Origin of the sequence: Uruburuella testudinis (assembly GCF_022870865.1) — a bacterium.
GTDB classification, from domain to species: Bacteria; Pseudomonadota; Gammaproteobacteria; order Burkholderiales; family Neisseriaceae; genus Neisseria; species Neisseria testudinis.
Map to the genome: position 1 here is coordinate 876107 of NZ_CP091508.1, position 18013 is coordinate 894119.

The window sequence follows — 18013 nt, forward strand, 5'->3', positions numbered from 1 at the left end:
CATTATAGCCTATAACCGCCTGAGCGCCACTACCGTGTGGTGCTGCCGTGTCGATATGGTTGGCGGCTGTGTGTTTTTAAAGTTAGTATATTGTTTTTCAAATAATATTTTGCAACAAGGTGTGAGTATTGCAATTGGCCGTCTGAAGGTTTTCAGACGGCCTTGTTGTGTTGCAGCTGTTTGAAGGCCGGCTCAAGCGGCTTTGAAGCGGCTCAAGTCTAAAACCTCATCATAGATGTCGGCAAGGCTGCTTTGATGGCTGACCATCACCACGGTGGTATCGGGCAGGCGTTGTTTGATCAGCATTAACACTTCGCGGGCGGCGGTTTCATCGAGATGGCTGGTGCTTTCATCGAGATAAAGGTAGTCGGGGCGGCTGAGCAGGGCACGGGCAACGGCGAGGCGCTGCTGCTCGCCTGCGGAAAGGGTTTGCGCCCAGTTGAGCGCGCTGTTGAGGTGGGCTTTCCAGCTGCCCAGGCCGACGGCTTCGAGCAGCTCGTGCAAGACGGCATCGCTGGCGGCCGGCTCGTTGGGGTAGCTCAGAGCCTCGGCCAGTGTGCCGTTGCCGATATAGGCTTTTTGCGGCAGCAGCAGGCGGCTGCCGGGGCTTTGCTGCCATTGGCCGTCGTAATGCGACCATAAGCCGCCGATGGTGCGCAACAGGGTGGATTTGCCCAAACCGCTGGGACCGGCGAGCCGGGTCCATGCGCCGGGGCGGATGCGGCCTTGGATGTTGCTGAGCACGGGAATACGGGCGGGGGTGTAGAGGTTTAGGCCGTTAAAGCTTAATTCGCGGCCTTCGAGCACGGGTTTGTCTTGCTTTTGTTCGCGTTCGACGGTTTGGCGGAACTGGCTCAAACGTTGCAGGCTGGCGCTCCATTCGGGCAGGATGCTGTAGGCAAATACAAACCAGCTCAGTGAGTTGAACACGGCACTGAAAGCGCTGCGGATCTGCATCAGGCCGCCGAGGGTGATGGCTTTGGCCATAAACAGCGGCACTGAAGCGAGCACCGGCAGCATCAGCGAGAAGCGGTCGTAGGCGGTGGTGAAAAAGCCTAAATCGCGCTCTTTGTTCATGAGTTTGCGCCAGTTGCCGATGATGTCTTGAAATTCGCGGCGCAGGCCGGCCTGTTCTTTGGCTTCGCCGCCGTAAAGGGCGATTTGTTCGGCATGGTCGTGTTTGCGCAGCAGTGAGGCGCGGAAGTTGGCCTCGAAGCGCTGCTGGTTATAGTTGAAGCGGTGCAGTTTTTGGCCGACAAGCTGGGTGATGATGCTGCCGGCCAGGGTGTAGGCAACGGCCAGCCACACCAGATAGCCGGTAACGGTCAGGCTGTGGCCAAAAATGTGAAAGGTGTGGGTGCCGGAGAGTTTCCACAAAATCACCAGAAATGAATACAGCTGCGCGAGATTGGTAATCAGCGAAATAAACAGCTCGATGGTGCGCGACACGAATACATTGATGTCTTCGGCGATGCGTTGGTCGGGGTTGTCGGTATGGTCGTTGAGCGACATGCGGTAAAAGGCGCGGCGGCTCAGCCATTGGCCGGTAAACTGCTCGGTAAGATGGCTGCGCCAGCGGATAATCAGCAGCTTGCGCAACCAGGCGCGGTAAACGGCGCACACCACGAAAATGGCGATATAAATCAGATATTCTCCGATCAGGCCGTAGAGCTTGTCGGCTTCAAAAGCGGTGAGGGTGTCGTAAAAGGTTTTGCTCCATTCGTTGATGTGCACGTTGATGGCCACCACGGCCAGGCCGAGGCCGACCAATACGGCCAGCAACAGCCATGAGGAAAAATGGCTGCGTTTGAGCCAGTAGTCTTTGAGAAACCAGTTAAATTGTGTGAGCAGGGTTTTCATAAGCGTTTGGTGTTTTCAGTTTGGTGTTGTCGGTTTGGCTTGAGGCCGTCTGAACGGGTTTCAGACGGCCTGATGAACACGGTAATGAAACATTAAAATTTTAATTTTAAAAATCTATTATTTTCAACAATTTGAAATGCAATATAATCATATTTCATGGCGGGCAGCCGGTTAGGGTTGCGGATCAATCACCAGCACTTTGCGGTTGGCCGGCTGCCACAGCAGGCGGGCGGTGTCGCGCATATTCTCTAGGGTGATGCCGTCTGAAAGCTGCTGCATGCTGCTTAAATAGCGGGCGTCGCCGTAGTGGCGCTCGCTCAGCATCAGGCGGTTGAGCAGAGTTTCGGGCGACTTGAGGCGTGCGGTTTCGGCTTTGGCAAATTGGGCGGCCTGGGCGTTGATTTCGGCCTGGGTGAGCCTGTCGGGCAGGGTTTGCAGCACGTGTTCGGCGCTTTGCCACAAGGCATCGGCGCGGGCGGGTTCGCCGGCAAATTGCAAATGGCTTTCGATGCGGCCGAGTTTTTCATTCAGGCTGCTTTCAAAGCGCAGGCTGTATACGCCTAATGCTTTGTCGCGCAATTCGGCTTTCAGGTGTTGCGCGGCGATATTGGCCAACAGCGTGGTGCGGGCGGCGGTTTCGGGCTGCCACGGCTGCGCCGTCCACGACCAAGCGTTCACATCGCTGCGCTGCTCGGTGCCGGCGGCCAGATGTTGTGCTGCGGCGCCGGGCAGGGCGGCATAAGGGCGGATGTCTGCGGCGTGCGGCTGGCGCTCGATGGAGGCCAGATAGCGCGCCACCAGCGGTTTCAGACGGCTTTTGCGTTGGTTGCTGACCAGATAATGCACCGCCGGTGTGTGGCTGAGCTGCTCGAATTGTTGCAATAAGTCGTCCGGCTCGATGGCGGCCAAATCTTCTTGTGTGGGCTGTGCATAAGCTTGATGGCCGAAGCGCAAATCGGTGGCGGCTTGCGCTTGCTGGGCCCGGCCGCCGTTTTCGCGAACGGCCAGTTGGCGCATCATTTGCAGCAGCGGTTCGCGGTAGTCTTCACCGATTTGCGGGGTGGTTTGGTAGGCGTGGTAAAGCCGGAGCAAGTCGGCGGCGCCGCGTGCATGGCCGCTGATTTGCCAATGATTGTCTTGCAGGTTTTGGCTCAGAAAGGTTTTCTGCTGTTTGCGCCAGCTGTCCAATTGCAGGCTGTTCCAGCCTTGCGGAGCCGACTGCCACACGATTTGGGTGGCGAGCTGGCTCAGCCACGGGTTGAGCTCGGGGTTGAGATAGCCGTTTTCGGCGCGGCTGGCAAAATAAGTGCTGTCGCCGGCCTGCGCTGATTTCAGCCACACTACGCGGTCGCCGTTGCTTAACTGCCAGTAGGTCACGCGGTGTTGTTTGTCGGTGTGTTCGGCGGTGATTGTGCCGGGTTTGGCATGGGCGGCAAATGTGCCTTGGCCGGCTTGGGCTTCCGGCAGCGGCGCGGGGGTGCCGGCTTGGGCGGTGCGTTCGGCTTCGGCGGCGATGGCGGCAGGCTCGGCGAGGGTGATCGGGGTAAGTGAGGGTGCTTGATATTGCACCAGTTTGTCGTCGGCATTGAGCCATTGTGCTATGCGTGCCTGCACTTCGCCGGCGCTGATGCTGTCGAGCATCGGGCCGACGATGGCGGCGTTTTCAGCTTGGGTGCGGATGGGTTTGCCGGCGAAAAAGTTGTCGCCGACGCTGCGGATGATGTCGCCAAACGGCTCCGGCAGGCGGGTTTTGGCGGCGGCACGGGCAACCACGCCGCGCATGGTTTGGGTGTAGGCCGAGATTTCGGCATCGGTAACGGGGTGGTCGAGCATTTGCTGGCGCAGTTGCAGCAGGCGGCTGAGGCCTTGTGCGTGGCGGTCGGGGGCAACGGAGGCAAACAGGCCGATGGCGACGGTGTGGCGGCCGATGTCGGCTTTGCGCAGGGTGATGTTGCTGATGCCTGCGCCCAGCCGGCTTTGTTCGTTTTTCAAACGGCGGCTGATGATGTGGGCGGCGTAGCGGTCGATGAGGCGTGCGCGGGCGCCTTCGCGGCTGTGGTTATCGCGACTGGGGCTGTCGTCAAGGCGGAAAATCACGGCCACATGGCTGCCGCCGCTGTCGCGGTCTTGCAGTTGCGCGGTGTGCCAGCCCGATTGCAGTACCGGTTCGTAATAATCTGCGCCGCGTTGGGGTATGGGCGCAGGTTTCAGACGGCCTAAGGTGCGTTGTAGCAGCGGCACGATGTCGGTATTTTTGAGATCGCCGGCAACCAGCAGCTGCATATTGCCGGGGCGGTACCAGCGTTGGTGGAAGGCTTGCAGGGCGGCAACATTCATGCCGCTGATGCTTTCGGGGGTGCCGATGATGCCGTAGCGCGCCTGACGGCTGCCGCTGCGGATGGCGGCGGTGCGCTGGCGGTTCATGCGCTCGTTGACGCCTCTGCCGTTGCGCCATTCGGCCAGAATAATCTGCTGCTCTTTTTGCCAGTCGGCGGCGGTAAAATCAGGCTGATCGAGCATGGCGGCCAGCGCTTGCAAGGTTTCCTCTGCCTGGTGTGTGCCTTTGGGCGGGCTGAACATATAGAGCGTGCGTTCGTAATTGGTCATGGCGTTGAAATGGCGGCCGCGTTGCCAGCTGTTGTTCATCAGCGTTGTGCCGATGCCTTGCGGATAGCCGGGTGCGGCGCGGTAAACCATGTGTTCGACCATGTGCGCTGCGCCTGTTTCGCCGGTGTTTTCATCGCTGGCGCCCGCATTGACCTGTAGGCGGATTTCAAGACGGCCCGGCTCGGCAGGTGTATTCAGTAAGACATAATGCAGGCCGTTGTTCAGACGGCCTTCGCTGTAGCTGTTGGCGGCAAACGCGGGCGCGGCCGCAACAAGGGCGGCCAGGGGCAGGAGGGTGTAGGGGGTCATGAAGCAGGCTTTCTTGTGAAGCATCTTGGTTTGGGCGAAAAGCTTTCAGACGGCCTTGGGCAGTATATTGAGGCCGTCTGAAAAATGGTGGCGGTGTTTACCAGCTGTAGCGTGCGCCGAGCCAGTATTGGCGGCCGAGTTTGTAGGTGACATTGCTGCTGTTGCCGCCGGTTGAGCTGCTTTTCTTGGTTTTAATCACACGGTCGAGAACATTATGAATATCGGCATTCAGGGTCAGCTTTTTGCCGCGCCCCATCGGTAGATCGTAACCGAAATGCCAGTCGAGCGTGAATGCGTTGGCAAATTTCTGCTTGGTGTATTCTGTAGCAGAACCGGTGTAGCTGCCGCAAGCGGGGTTGTTGTCGGTGGCGCAATTGACGCTGGTGCTGTCCCATGTGGTATAGCCGGCCGTATAGTTGAGACTGTTGGTCCAGGTAAGGTTTAACTTGGGAAAGTGGGTGGTAATGTCGGCAAACAGGCGCCAAGGTGTACTGTATTCGGTTTCTGGTCTGTCGTTGATGCCGCGCAGCTGGCCGTTCACGATAATTTTGTCGTCAAGCACGTCATCGCTGAGCGAATCTTCGTAGGTGTCGGAATTGGATTTTGTGCGTGAAATATTGAAGCCGCCTTTAATACGCAGATGTGCATATTTCAACTGCCACGGACGCATCAATTCGCCTTCGAAAGTAAAGGTATTGCTTTGGCTGAATCCTTCGTTGTTGAGTACGCGGTAGGCGGTGCCGTCAACGGTGACGCTGTTGCGGCCAAACTGTTTTTTGCCGTGGCGCTGCACCCACTTGGCCGTCCAAAGGCTGTCGCCCCAGCGTTGTTGCAGGCCGAGATTGATTTCATCGCTATAGGGCGTTTTGAGGCCGTCACGATGCAGATAACGGCGGGCGTTGCTGCTGGTTTCGGTGCCTTCTTCCCAAGCACTGTTGTTGTCGGCGCGAACTTCAATAGCCTGACCGCCGGTGGCCTCGCGCAGCTTGTAGGCGAGCATGTTGGCAGAATAATAACGGTTGAGGCCGCCGAAAATTTGGGTGTTTTTGTTACCGAAAATATCGTAAGACGCCGTAAAGCGGGGGGCAATGTCGGTGTTTTTCAGGAATTGGTCGTGATCGATGCGGATGCCGGGTGTGATCTGCCATTTGCCCCAGTCGATTTTGTCTTGGATGTAGGCGGCATAATGGTTATTGTTGACATGAATATTTTTGGCGTAATAGGCAGTGCGGCGTTTGAAGTAATAGCTGCCGTCTACACAGGCATCATCACCATCGGCGCAAACAAGGTTGCTGTCTTGCGTGATGTTGGCATTGTTGCCGCCATAGGCATAGGTGTTTTGGTCACGACGGTACGAGGCGCGGGCTTTGTCGGCCTGCCAGCCAAAAGCCAATGTGTGCCGACTGTTGCCCCAGGTTAACGGATCAAGCAGGTAGTTTTGCTTGGCTGTCCAAGTTTTATTGCCGGTTTCAAATCGGCCGTAGCCGCCTTCAGCAGCAAAAGAACAGTTGAGGTTGGAACACCAGTCAAAATCGTTGTTGGGGTTGTACCAGTTGTAATAATTGCTGCCGGCATGTTTGATTTTGTTGTGGGTTTCTTTGTAGCCGATATAAGTATAAACCTGGCCATTGTCTAAGAAATGCTCCCATTCGCCATTGATACGCACACCGCCACCGTTGTTGGTATAAGCGCTGTTACGGATGCTGGGTTTCACATAAGTGGATTCGTGCGGTGAATATATGGCGGTGAATTTCAGTCTGTCTCCATCAGCAAGCTTGTAAAGGCCTTTAATCAGATAGGTTTCTGACTGGCGTTTCTGGTTTTCCCATTGCCCCAAATAGGCATGATGATAGGGAATGGTCGATTGGGTGCGGTTGTAGGAAAACAGCAGGGCGGCACGCTCACTCAAGGGTTGGTTGATGTTGGCTGAATAAATATGTTTGGTGAATTTGGGTTGGTTAAGCAGGCTTTCGGCTTTGAAAAAATCTTCATCGTCGATATGGTATTTGGTCCAGCTGGAGCGGGTGGTGCGGTAGGAAATGTTGCCAAAAACTTTTTCGGTGCTCGGATCCATCAGTTTCGCATCAATCACGCCGCCGGTAAATTGGCCGTATTCGGCAGAAATATTGCTGTCGTATACGTTGACACGGTCGATGATGTCGGAATTGATCCAAAACGATTGGGTACCGCCGGCAGGTAGATCAAACGGGCTGGAGCCATCGGGATCGGTGGTGGCGATGGCTCCTTTGTCGGCGCCTGGGTTGACGGTGTCGTTATTCGACATGCCGTCAATCATCCAGTTGTTGTTATAAAATTTTTCACCATGAAATGATACGTTTTCCGGCGCGATTTCACCGGGTGTGTTGGAGTTGCCGTCGGTGTTGGAAAATTGCACGTTAAGATTGTTTTTGAGTAATTCGCTAATGGTGCCGTTGCCGGTTACGCGGTTTTGGATTTGTTCTTGCGTGATCCGCTGTGTGCCCATTTTTTGGGCAAACGGGGTGGCGGTAACGACCAGGGCGTTCATTTCTACTTGGCGGGTGTTGTCGGAAGTGTCTGCTGTGTCAGCCGCATAGGCACCTGAAAATACTGGGAATAAGGCGAGAATAAGCGCTTTGGGTTGCATGTTGGGTCTCTATTGTCATGAAGCGTTGGCAGTATTGGCAAAGCGGGCTTGTGGAAAGCGGCTCGGTTTGCGGAAAAGGAGTGAGGGTTTAGTTGGTCGTGAAAACGACTTTGTATTTATTTGTGGTTTTATTTGATGTAATGATAATAAGTATTTTTTGTTAATTCAATTGGAAAGTTAGAGTTTGTCATAAAAGCGTAATAATTTTTGTTTTTTTGTTGGCGAAAGGCAACAACAGGCCGTCTGAATGGTGCTGTGTGCACAGCGTCCATTCAGACGGCCTTTAGGGGGCGGCTATTCGATTTGCGGGTATTTTGCCCCTGAAAAATGTATCTGCATTTCAGGAGGCAAAAATCCGCTCATAAACGAATGGTCAGGGCACTCTAAGCAAAGTGGTTTAATAATGTGAGTGCAGGATAAGATAAGTCATAAGATATAAAATCCTTCACGGTTTCACTCCACCCTAACCCTCCCCCGCTGGGACGGGGGGCAGAGTGCTGCGATACCAAACGAATGCGGCAATATCTAATCGGGCGGTGGCTTGATTGGCGGGTCGGATGGGTATCCGGCTTTGCGGCTGCGGCGGGTAAGGCCGGGCTTTGAGATTGCGTTTTGTTACAGCAGGGTGATTTCATCATTCAGGTAAACGGTGCCGCTGTTGCGGGCAATCATGTTCATGCCGAAGCAGGCGTTGCGGGTGACGGCAAGGGTGGCAAGCGGCTCTTGATGCGGGTGTTTGCGGCCGTTGTCGAGATCTATGGTGGTCATCACGCAGCGGGTGCAGGGCTTGAACAGCTCGAATTCGACTTCGCCGATGCGGATGCGCTGCCAGCGGTCTTCTTCATAGGGGTTGTTGCCGTCAATCACTAAATTAGGCCGGAAGCGGCGCATTTCTACCGGCGTTTCGAGTTGGCTGTTTAATTCGTTTAAGGAGGCGGTGCTGGTGAGCAGATAGGGGGCACCGTCGGCAAAGGAGAGCAGGGTTTGGGAAAACGAAAGCAGGCGGCGGCTTTGGCGGCCGAGATAATACAGGCGGCAGGCGGTGCCGAGTTGTTGGGAAAGCCAGGTATCGGTGTCGGGGCTGCCGTGGCAGGCGTTAAAACGGTCTTTCCACACGGCTACTTCGGCATTTTGGGTAAAGTCGCCGGTGTGCACGCTGCGGCTGCTGCCGTCGGGGGCGGTGAGGGTAAGGCCGTCGTTATGGGGTGTGGCTTGCCAAAGCAGCATTTGCGGCAGTTTGCGTGCGGTAAGAAACATGCCTTCCGGCGTGGCAATCAGCCATTCGCGGTCGTGCGGCATGCCTTCGGGGCGGATAAGGGCGGATTGGGCATTGATGCCGCGCATGGATTTGACAGGGTAGTAAACGATTTCGGTGAGCTGCATGGCGGTTTTCTCCGATGGCGGTGATGCGGTTTATCATAACGCAAATCATGTGGGGGGATAAGGCCGTCTGAACAGTTATGATCATGATGTGTTAAGTATATATTTTCAGACGGCCTTTGTCGTGCGGTGCGCTTTGCCGGTTGTTTTTTTGCATGGGCAGGCAGATTTTGGGGTTTGCCGGGTCTGAAACGGGGTGGTCAAAAATAAAACGGCCTGCGTGTGCAAGGCCGTTTGTCGGATAAGGTGTTATCAGTCTACCAGGTTCACATTGCCGCGCATCATGGCGATGTGGCCGGGGAACGAGCAGAAGAATTCGTATTTGTTGCCGGCGGCAAATTTGCTGGTGTCGATGGTCACAGACGTTTCTTCGCCGCCGCCGATCAGCTTGGTGTGGGCGATAACGCGGGGATCGTCGGTTTTGATGAAGTCTTTGTCTACGCCTTCGGCCGCGCCTTCTTTATCAACGGCATCGGTGTCTTCAGCTTTGGTGATCACAATGTTGTGACCCATAGCAGCTTTCGGCATTTTGCCGACGTGCTTCAGGGTAACGGTGAATTGCGGGCAGGCTTTGCTGATGTTGATTTCGGATACGTTGAATTTCATGGCATCGTCTGATTCGATAACGGTCGAGCAAGCGGCATCGGCAGCGGCAGCCGGTGCGGCAGCTTCAGAAGCCGTTGCCGGTGCAGATGCGGCCGGTGCAGATGCAGCCGGTGCTTCGGCAGAGGCGGCCGGCGCTGCGGTTTCGGCAGGTTGGGCAGGCTCTTGCGAGCAGGCGGCCAGGCCGAGTGCGGCGGCAGAAATCAGGGCTAAATAAGCTTTCATGCAAATACTCCTTTAATGGTTGGGGGTTTTGGCTGTAATCGTTATGGTAAGCCGATGCCAAAAAACGTTTTCAGTATGCGTCCGAATTTTTAAGCGGATATTGTTCTATATCAAATATCCTACAGGATTTTACTTGTGTTCACATAAAGCAGCCGTTTTGATTAGTGTGCGGTAACGGGAAATAGTTCGGTCGGATAATCGGATATGGCAGTTCGGGGCGTGCCGAACCATCCGGTTGGCGGGCTGTTGTGGGTAAACAGGTGTTTTTGTGTGGTTGAAATGCGGGCGGCTGTGATTTTATATTTTATAGTCTGCGTTATTTGCGTTGTTTCCGCACCAAATTTTGCAGCGCTTCGGCCAATTCGGGATGATGTTGCAAACGCTGGGCGGAGTCGTTTAACGCGGCCAGTGCGGCTTCGCTCATGTGTAGGCGGTTTTCGCGAACCGGGGCGGGCGGTTTGGGAACCAGCTTGGTGCGCGCGTCTGTGATGTGCGGGTTGAGGTTGCGCAGTTGCGGCAGCAGCGCCGGCAGCATCATGCGCAGGCGCGATGCGGCCATATTGTTGGCGGTCAGCAGAATCAGGCAGCCTTCTTCAATACAGGCCGTCTGAACATGGTCGCGCAGATTGGGCGGCAGCAGATTTTTAACGGCGGCATCCAAACGGCGCCATTGCTTGGCTTGGGCAATCAGGCGTTGTATGTGGTTGTAGTCTGCTGCACTAATCTTACGGGCACCGAGGCGATCCAGGTTCATGGTGTTCCTTAATCAATATCATATATCTGCATGCGGATACAGCAAATTTTCAGACGGCATGTTGAAATTTGGCGGGCTTGCCGTTATATCAGACGGCATTGTCCCTTAAACCGCAGCGCTTGTGTTAAAATCGGCCATTATTTGCCAATTTAACAGGGCGCAGGAAACCGATTCATGCTTACCAATCTAGCCAAAAAAGTCTTCGGCAGCCGTAACGACCGTCTGCTCAAACAATACCGTAAAACCGTTGCCAAAATCAATGCCCGCGAAGCGGAAATGCAGGCTTTGAGCGATGAAGCCTTACAGGCCAAAACCGCCGAATTCAAACAGCGCCTGGCCGAGGGCGCCACGCTCGACGATATTCTTGAAGAAGCCTTTGCCGTATGCCGTGAAGCCAGCCGCCGCGTGCTGGGCATGCGTCATTTTGATGTGCAGCTGATCGGCGGCATGGTGTTGCACGACGGCAAAATCGCCGAAATGCGCACCGGCGAGGGTAAAACATTGGTGGGCACGCTGCCGGTATATCTCAATGCTTTGAGCGGGCGCGGCGCACATGTGATTACGGTCAACGATTATCTGGCCAGCCGCGATGCCGGCATCATGGAGCCGCTGTATAACTTTCTCGGCTTGAGTGTGGGCGTGATTGTGAGCGATATGGAGCCGTTTTACCGCCAAACCGCCTATAACGCCGACATCACCTACGGCACCAATAACGAATTCGGCTTTGATTACCTGCGCGATAATATGGTTACCGACCAATACGACAAAGTGCAGCGCGAGCTGGCTTTTGCCGTGGTCGATGAAGTGGATTCGATTTTGATTGACGAAGCGCGCACGCCGCTGATTATTTCCGGCCAGGCCGATGACAATGTGCAGCTTTATCAGGTAATGAATACCGTGCCCGCACAGCTGGTGCGGCAGCAAACCGAAGAGGGCGAGGGCGATTATTGGGTGGATGAAAAAGCCCACACGGTGATGTTGAGCGAAGCCGGGCATGAGCATGCCGAAAGCATTTTGACGCAAATGGGTTTGTTGCAGGAAGGCGATTCGCTGTATTCCACCGGCAATATTATGCTGATGCATCACTTGATGGCTGCTTTGCGCGCCCACAGCCTGTTTCACAAAGACCAGCATTATGTGATTCAAGACGGCGAAATTGTGATTGTGGATGAATTTACCGGCCGCCTGATGGCCGGCCGCCGTTGGTCGGAAGGCCTGCATCAGGCAGTGGAAGCCAAAGAAGGTGTCGACATCAAGCGTGAAAACCAAACGCTGGCCTCGATTACCTTTCAAAACTATTTCCGCCTGTATGACAAACTGGCCGGCATGACCGGTACGGCCGATACCGAAGCATTTGAATTCCAAAGCATTTACGGCCTGGAAACGGTGATTATCCCCACCAATCGCCCGATGCAGCGCAAAGATGCCAATGACCAGATTTTCCGCACCGCCGAAGAAAAATACGAAGCGGTAGTGGCCGACATCAAGCGCTGCCACGAAGCCGGCCAGCCGGTGTTGGTCGGCACCACCAGCATTGAAAATTCCGAGCTGGTATCGCGCCTGCTCAATCAGGAAGGCCTGGCGCACAATGTATTGAATGCCAAAGAGCATGAACGTGAGGCGCTGATTGTGGCGCAGGCCGGCAAGGCGGGCATGATTACCGTGGCCACCAATATGGCCGGCCGCGGCACCGATATTGTGTTGGGCGGCAATGTGCAGCACCAAAGCAACGCCATTCGCGCCGATGAAAGCTTGAGCGACGAAGAAAAAGCCGCTCGTATTGCCGAATTGGAAAACGGCTGGGAAGCCGAGCATGAAAAAGTGCTGGCTGCCGGCGGCTTGCACATCATCGGCACCGAACGCCACGAAAGCCGCCGCATCGACAACCAGCTGCGCGGCCGTGCAGGCCGCCAGGGCGACCCCGGCTCGAGCCGCTTTTATCTCTCGTTTGAAGACCCGCTGTTGCGCCTGTTTGCACTCGACCGCGCCGCCGCCATCCTCAACCGCCTGGCGCCCGAACGCGGCGTTGCCATCGAACACGGCCTGCTCACCCGCCAGATTGAAGGGGCGCAACGCAAAGTGGAAGGCCGCAACTTCGACATGCGCAAACAAGTGCTGGAATATGACGATGTGGCCAACGAGCAGCGCAAAGTGATTTACCACCAGCGCAACGATATTCTGATGAATCAGGATGTGGGCGGATTGGCCAAAGACATCCGTGAAGAAGTGGTCGGCGATTTGGTCGATTTGCACATGCCGCCCGACAGCATGGAGGAGCAATGGGATCTGCCTGCGCTGGAAGCGCAATTGGCCGGCGAATTCCGTGTGCATGCCGATATCCGCGGCTGGCTGAAAGAAAACAATACCCTCGACAACCAAGAGGTGAAAGAGCGCCTGATTGAGCAAATCGAGCGCGAATATGCCGAGAAAACCGAAATTGTCGGCCAGCAGACCATGAGCGGTTTTGAGCGCAACGTGATGCTGCAAGTGATTGACAGCAATTGGCGCGAACACCTTTCGGCAATGGACTATCTGCGCCAAGGTATCCATTTGCGCAGCTATGCTCAGAAAAACCCCAAGCAGGAATACAAACGCGAAGCTTTTGCCATGTTTGAAAACCTGTGGAGCAACATCAAGCAAAACGTGGCCTCTTTGCTGGTATCGGTGCAAATCGAGCGCAACGAAGATATTTTGGCCGACAGCGAGCCGCAAGAGCCGGTGATGATGGAAGCCGTGCATTCCGGTGCGCCGGGCATGGAAGATGTGTTGGGCGAATCACGCAATGAATTGGCCACCGAGGCATTTGATCCCACCGGCAACGATTTCAGCCCCGAAACGCTGGCCGCCAAAGGCCGGGTAGTGCACCGCAACGACCCATGCCCGTGCGGCAGCGGCTTGAAATACAAGCAATGCCACGGCAAATTGGCTTGATTTCAGACGGCCTTTGTAAAGGGTGCACCATGTGTGCACCCTTTTTTATGTGCCTGCCGGATAGAGTAAAACGCAAATAGATGTATGCCCATTCACACAAATAAGCCAACGCGGTTAGGTTGTTTTTGTGAATGGGTATATGTGTTTTTCCGCGGGCGGCGCTTACGCTACCATACTGCCTATTTTACCGTGCACAGCAATAGCGCAGGTTAAATGTTTGCCGATGGGTTAAGGCCGTCTGAAAACGGCGAAAGTGCAGTTTCAGACGGCCTTGCTTTGATGAACGGGCATGATGCCGTCTGAAAGCTTGCGAGGGCGATAAACAAGACCTTAATCAGCAATATGTTTTCAGACGGCCTGTTGTACAGACGTTGTGTGGGCGGTGTCGGCAAAGCGCTTGGCTTTATATTGCGGATACATCAGGTTTTGCGGCGACAAAATATCATCCAGCTCGGCTTCGCTGAGCAAACCCAGCTCCAGCACCACTTCGCGCACGCTTTTGCCGGTTTGGGCGCAGATTTTGCCGACGATATCGCCGTTGTGGTGGCCGATAAAAGGGTTGAGGTAAGTGACCAAACCGATGGAATGAAACACATAATATTCGCACACTTCGCGGTTGACGGTAATGCCGCGCACACACTTTTCTTCCAGATTGATACAGGCATTGCCCAGCAAGGTGATGCTTTCAAATAAAGCTTGGGCAATCACCGGCTCCATCACGTTTAATTGCAGCTGTCCGGCATCGGCGGCAAAAGTAACCGTGGTGTCGTTGCCGATAATCTTGAAGCACACCTGATTGACCACTTCGGGAATCACCGGGTTGACTTTGGCCGGCATGATTGATGAGCCGGCCTGCATTTCGGGCAGATTGATTTCATTCAAACCTGCGCGCGGGCCGGAAGAGAGCAGGCGCAGGTCGTTACATATTTTGGCCAGCTTGACCGCCGTGCATTTGAGCGCGCCGTGCACCATCACATAAGCGCCGCAATCGGAAGTGGCCTCAATCAGATTGGGCGCCGGCACACACGGCAAACCGCTGACCAGGCTCAATTTTTCTACCGCCAGTTTGGCATAGCCCGGCGGCGTGTTGACTCCGGTGCCGATGGCGGTGGCGCCGAGGTTGACTTCAAGCATCAGCTCGGCAGTGCGCGAAAGGTTGCGGATTTCTTCTTCGAGCAAAATGGCAAAAGCCTGAAATTCCTGCCCTACCGTCATCGGCACTGCATCTTGAAGCTGGGTGCGGCCCATTTTTAAAATATCTTGAAATTCAAGCGCTTTATGCTCGAATGCCTGTTTCAGACGGCCTATTTTCTGCAACAGCCGGATAATGCTGTTAAACGCCCCTAGGCGCAGGCCGGTGGGGTAGGCATCATTGGTGGATTGGCTGGCGTTGACATGATCCATGGGGCTGACCACATCGTAATGGCCTTTTTCGATGTGCAGCAGCTCCAATGCCAGATTAGCCACCACTTCATTGGTATTCATATTCACCGAAGTGCCCGCGCCGCCTTGATACACATCAGAGGGAAACTGATCCAAACAGCGGCCTTGCAGCAGGATTTCATCGCAGGCGGCGGCAATGGCGGCGGCGATATGCCCCGGAATCACACCCAGCTCGCCGTTGGCCAGCGCCGCTGCTTTTTTAACCATAATCATGCCGTGTACCAACTCGGGAATGTCGGAAATTTTTTGGGTAGAAATATTAAAATTTTCTACTGCGCGCAAAGTGTGGATGCCCCAGTAAACATCGGCGGGAATCTGGCGTTCGCCAAGCAGGTCGGTTTCGGTACGGGTGTGCATGTCATGCTCCGAGAGTCAGTTGTGGCGGATTATAGGCAGCCGTCGGCAAGCGTGGCAACCGCATCAAAAAGGGCCGGTGGTGCGGTTTTGTTGTTTTATTAGAGAAGCGCGGGTAAAGCGTGCGGTTGCTGTTTGAGCGTCAATGGTTTGTGTAATTCAAATACAAAATCTGCTGAAACCGCTATGAAAAGGCAAAAAGGCCGTCTGAACAGGGTGTAATGAGAAAGATAGTTTCATGCAAAAAATAATAAATTTTTGAATAAAAATACCACAGGCTGATGGCCGGCAAACGGCCGCGGAGGCTTTAGAATGCATGCTGCTGATTTGAAAACAGCCTGTTTCGGGCTTGAAATCATTGTTGCGAAAATATCGACAGATTAACAGTTTGTGTTATGCCCATTCACAAAAGTAAGCTGACAAGGCGGCGAGCCGAAGACAGTACACACGTACGGGACTGGTTGACTTGGCGCTTCAGCGCCTTAGCGAAAGCAGTCCTCTTCGAGCTCAGGCGAGCCAACGCCGTTAGGTTATTTTTGTGAATGGGTATAATTAAAAATCAGCGGATAAGGCTGCCTTACCTTATCCGCTGATTTTTTCAGGCGGGCATTACACCTCAATCCGGTTGGGCGTAAACGTTTCCCATTTGTTGCAGGCCGGGCAATGCCAGAAAAAAACTTGTGATTTGAAATGGCAGTTGCGGCAGCGGTACATCACCGCTTTTTGCAATTGGCGCCCGATTACGCCGCGCATCATATCCGCATCGGCTTTCCAGCTTGGCTCCAAGCCGCTGATTTGCAGGCCGAGCAAACGGTAGACGCCTTGCAAATCCGGTTTTTGGCGCACCAGATCCAATGCCGTTTGCGCCGCTTCGGCTTCGCCGTCGAGCAGCAGCACTTTGTCATAAATCACATTAATCAGATCAAGCTGCGGAAAGGTCTGCATATAGCCCACCAGCACGCTCAAGCCTTCTTGAGGCTTGCCGAGCGCATCGTAAGCATCATACAGGCGCTCGCCCACCATGCTCAAATAAGCATGGTTTTGCTTTTCAATGGCGCTGTAAGCCTCAATGGCCGCCTCGTAACGCCCTTGTTTTTGTTCGATATCGCCCAAAATCATATTGGCACGGGTGCATTTTTTATTGGCATCCAAAGCTTGTTGCACATCGGCACGGGCGGCGTCGAAATCGGATTTAAACAGCGCCGCCTGCGCCAGCTCGCAATAAAACTGCGCAATTTCAAATTGATAAGTTTGCTCGTCGTGGCTCAAAAGCTGCGCCATTTCGATGGCTTTTTCCCAATCGCGGTCTTGCTGGTAAATGCTCAACAACACTTGGCGCGCTTCCTTGGCCATATTGCCGTTTTGCAGGCCGAGAAAAATTTGTTCGGCGCGGTCGACCAGGCCGGCGCTTTGGTAATTCTGGCCCAATTCAAACAGCACCCGCTCGCGCTTGTCGCCCACGGTGTCGGGCGAATCGAGCAGAGCCTGATGCATGGCGATGGCTTTGTCGTTTTCGCCCCGCTGGCGGTAGAGTTTGCCCAGCGTCAGATTCAAGTCATACGATTGCGGCTGCTGGTCGATTACTTCGGCCAGCTCGCGCGCCGCCTTGCCGCTGTTGCGGTCTACCAGCGCATCCAGGCTTTTGTAAAAGCCCACCGGCACGCTTTTGGCCTGCTTGAGCACGGTTTTCATGTCTACCCGGGCGGCAAACCAGCCCATGGCGAAAAACACCGGCAGCAGGATAATCGGCAGCAGCCACATCCACATTTCGTTTTCCATGTGCGCTTATTCCTTGCCGGCCGGCACAACGGCTGTGGCAGCGGCCGGCGCGGCCAAATCCTGCTCGGTGAGGCGGGCGGATTTTTTAACTTCTGCGCGCAGGCGGCTGTTTTCACTGCGCAAGGCCAGCAGGCGGCCGAACAGGGCAAACAGGCCGAACACCGCGCCAATCACAAAAGCACCGAACAACACTACAATCAAGGGCAAATCTACCTCTTGGCCGGGCAGATAGAAAAATGGCACGGTTTGCGTATTGCTGACCGCCAATATCAGAAACACCAATAAAATAAGCAGCTTGATAATGCTGTAAACGATTTTCATCGTATTCTCCGTAAGCTTTGGGGTTGTTCAGGCCGTCTGAAAGCAGACTTTTTTCAACAGACAGTTTAAACGATTTGCGTGATGCACACAAAAAAAGCGCATCTTGGCTGCTTTGTCTGCTTGCTTTTGCGAATAGATGTGAAACAAATGGTTCAGACGGCCTCAAAATAAGCAGGCCAAGCGGTCGGGCAAGGCAGTTTAGATGATTTGGATAAAGGGGGCTTATTCGATGAATTTTGCCGGATTGGCCTGTATGTATGCGGCGGCCGCGGCCAAATCTTCATCGGCGGCTTCGTAATAATCGCCGTCGGGTTCTTCAAAATCGTTGAAGCGGGTGCGGATGTTGTCTAAAGATTCGCCGGCTTCGGCCAGGGCTTCGATATCGGCGCCATGTTCGGCATACAGCGCTTTGGCCTGTTCGATGATTTTCGGGGTGGGTTTGATGCGCCAGCGGCGCAGGCTGTCGGCCAGCGGGTTCATGAAAATATATTCACCGTAGCCCGCAGCAATCAGCTGTATGAAGCCGCCTTCCTGCACTTGGCTGTCGAGATAGCAATAAGCCAGCAGCGTGTGTTGCTCGTCGTTGAGCTTATCCATAGCGGTTTCGCCTTCGGCTTCGGCAAAAGCCAGATAGGCATCGCTGAGCCGGTAGAGAAAGGCGGCGGGGTCTTGCGGGGTGTAGTCGGGCAGGGTGAATTTGGGCATGGTGTTTTCTTTCAGACGGCCTGGAGGATAGTTGCCGTTCAATGAAATGGTTGATGCGGCATTGCTTGCCGGTTACGGGGTATGGGTTGGAGAATACGCGAAAAATTTGCGCGATT

At 54.6% G+C, this 18013-nt stretch carries 11 protein-coding genes; 1 reads left to right on the top strand and 10 read right to left on the bottom strand.

Annotated elements, in window-relative coordinates; translation table 11 throughout:
- Positions 1 to 192 precede the first annotated feature (192 nt).
- The 6 genes from LVJ83_RS03970 to LVJ83_RS03995 all read right to left on the bottom strand — a co-directional run bounded on the left by LVJ83_RS03970 (position 193) and on the right by LVJ83_RS03995 (position 10364).
- Entirely contained in the window at positions 193 to 1860 is a 1668-nt protein-coding gene (locus LVJ83_RS03970; RefSeq protein WP_244786519.1) for an ABC transporter ATP-binding protein/permease, read from the bottom strand.
- A gap of 171 nt (positions 1861 to 2031) precedes the next feature.
- The gene (locus tag LVJ83_RS03975) at positions 2032 to 4776 is read right to left on the bottom strand and encodes a M16 family metallopeptidase (protein WP_244786521.1); all 2745 of its coding nucleotides are present in this window, start codon (positions 4774 to 4776) and stop codon (positions 2032 to 2034) included.
- A gap of 97 nt (positions 4777 to 4873) precedes the next feature.
- Complete coding sequence (locus tag LVJ83_RS03980; protein WP_244786523.1) at positions 4874 to 7402, bottom strand: TonB-dependent receptor plug domain-containing protein; 2529 nt, start codon at positions 7400 to 7402, stop codon at positions 4874 to 4876.
- A gap of 615 nt (positions 7403 to 8017) precedes the next feature.
- Entirely contained in the window at positions 8018 to 8785 is a 768-nt protein-coding gene (locus LVJ83_RS03985) for an MOSC domain-containing protein (protein ID WP_244786525.1), read from the bottom strand.
- Positions 8786 to 9034: 249 nt separating this feature from the next.
- Positions 9035 to 9610, bottom strand: coding sequence for an azurin (gene azu, locus LVJ83_RS03990; protein ID WP_244786528.1), 576 nt, complete (start codon positions 9608 to 9610; stop codon positions 9035 to 9037).
- A 316-nt stretch (positions 9611 to 9926) separates the two neighbouring features.
- Positions 9927 to 10364 carry a DciA family protein gene (locus LVJ83_RS03995; protein WP_244786534.1) on the bottom strand — a complete coding sequence of 146 codons (438 nt, stop codon included), beginning with the start codon at positions 10362 to 10364 and terminating at the stop codon, positions 9927 to 9929.
- A gap of 174 nt (positions 10365 to 10538) precedes the next feature.
- Here LVJ83_RS03995 and secA point away from each other — a divergent pair, with 174 nt between their 5' ends.
- The gene (gene secA / locus LVJ83_RS04000) at positions 10539 to 13295 is read left to right on the top strand and encodes a preprotein translocase subunit SecA (protein ID WP_244786536.1); all 2757 of its coding nucleotides are present in this window, start codon (positions 10539 to 10541) and stop codon (positions 13293 to 13295) included.
- 348 nt (positions 13296 to 13643) lie between these two features.
- Here secA and aspA read toward each other — a convergent pair whose 3' ends face one another.
- The 4 genes from aspA to LVJ83_RS04020 all read right to left on the bottom strand — a co-directional run bounded on the left by aspA (position 13644) and on the right by LVJ83_RS04020 (position 17897).
- On the bottom strand, positions 13644 to 15095 hold the full coding sequence (gene aspA, locus LVJ83_RS04005; protein WP_244786538.1) for an aspartate ammonia-lyase: 1452 nt from the start codon (positions 15093 to 15095) through the stop codon (positions 13644 to 13646).
- 606 nt (positions 15096 to 15701) lie between these two features.
- On the bottom strand, positions 15702 to 16871 hold the full coding sequence (lapB, locus tag LVJ83_RS04010; RefSeq protein ID WP_244786540.1) for a lipopolysaccharide assembly protein LapB: 1170 nt from the start codon (positions 16869 to 16871) through the stop codon (positions 15702 to 15704).
- 6 nt (positions 16872 to 16877) lie between these two features.
- Entirely contained in the window at positions 16878 to 17192 is a 315-nt protein-coding gene (locus tag LVJ83_RS04015; protein ID WP_244786542.1) for a LapA family protein, read from the bottom strand.
- A 222-nt stretch (positions 17193 to 17414) separates the two neighbouring features.
- The gene (locus tag LVJ83_RS04020; protein ID WP_244786544.1) at positions 17415 to 17897 is read right to left on the bottom strand and encodes a DMP19 family protein; all 483 of its coding nucleotides are present in this window, start codon (positions 17895 to 17897) and stop codon (positions 17415 to 17417) included.
- Between the last annotated feature and the right edge of the window lie 116 nt (positions 17898 to 18013).